The following is a 1,258-nucleotide window of genomic DNA, read 5'->3' as shown; positions in this document are numbered from 1 at the left end:
CATCACGCTCGGCGGGAACCCGGGGGCGGGGCGCATTCCAGGTGCGGATGCGGTCGAAGAGGTGGTGCGACCAGTCCCGCCCATAGGCGCGTACGGGGACACCAGCGTCGTACAGCGCCTGGACTAGTGGACCCCGTTGACCGTAGAGCGCACCGATGAAGACGACCTCCGGCGAGGGAACGGGGGTGAAGGGTAAACGTGCGTCATAGGCGTCGGGCACGTGGAGGGCGCGGATGCCGTGAGCGGTCAGCAGGGCGGTGTCCCGGGCCGAGTAGGAGGCGACGGGGCCGTGCTGGGCTAGTTCCGGCAGGCTCGTCGCCATACGTTCGATCTCGTCGTAGATGAGGGTGACGGGGCGGGCGCCGACTGTGGCGACGGCGTCCCAGAACTCCTCGCGCAGCAGGTCCCCGCGAATGATCAGGACGCGGTCGGGGCGTGCGGAGCGCACGGCGGCGGCGCAGCGGGCCGTCACCTCGCGGGCCCAGCGCTCCTGGCCATCGCCTCCGGTGCGGTCGGCCAACTCGACGCGCAGCTTGTGCCGCGCCTTGGCCAGGGCAGTGGTCAGCTCGTCGTATCTGAGCGTGCGGACCGAGTGCCCCAGGTGCTTGAAGGACTCCTCGTAGGCCCGCCAGTAGCCGTGGAAAGCGGGAGAGATGATGAGTAGGCGGAGCGAACGCATGCGCGGCATCCTACGGGCGGGCGCCGGCTACGGGGCGAAAACGGTTGGCCGCGGGCACCCAACGTTCTGGATGAGTCACCAGCGCCGCCTGCTCACGGGCGACGGCGAACGGGCGGACCTTACTCCCGGCGGTACGGCGTGCAACGTTCCACAGAAAGTTGACGCTGGTGGCGGCCAGCAGTCCCGCCTCCAGGCGCGCCACCCCGGCGCGCCCCTGCCACTTGTAGGTGTAGCGACGCCGACCGTCCCGCACCCAGCCCAGGCGTCTGGTGGGCTCTGAGGAGCCACCGCCCTCATGGGTGGCGGCCAGGCCGCCCAGGATGACGGTGGGGAGGCCGAGGTCACGCAGGCGTCGCTGCAAATCCACCTCTTCGCAGTTCATGTAGAAGGACTCGTCCATGCCGCCGACGGCGCGGTAGGCGTCAGCGGGGATGAGCATGAGCGCCCCGACGGCCCAGTCGCTTGTCGCATCGTGGCTCCCGTCGGCGCGAGTGTCATGGCCGACCAGGTGGTGCAGGAGGGGCAGGTGCCGCAGGCGCGCGAGGGGGAGGAGCCATTCGGTGACCTGGTGGGTGGCGG

General features: G+C 70.3%; 2 protein-coding genes. Both read right to left on the bottom strand.

Annotated elements, in window-relative coordinates:
- On the bottom strand, nt 1-679 hold a 679-nt coding region (locus tag RWX45_RS02210; RefSeq protein WP_316022155.1), incomplete at its 3' end, for a hypothetical protein.
- Nucleotides 680-689: 10 nt separating this feature from the next.
- A partial coding sequence (locus RWX45_RS02205) for a glycosyltransferase family 2 protein (protein WP_410050663.1) occupies nt 690-1,258 on the bottom strand: 569 nt, incomplete at its 5' end.

This window comes from Actinomyces sp. MRS3W (assembly GCF_032465695.1).
Taxonomy (GTDB): Bacteria; Actinomycetota; Actinomycetes; order Actinomycetales; family Actinomycetaceae; genus Actinomyces.
This window is presented reverse-complemented; position numbering and strand designations above follow the sequence as displayed.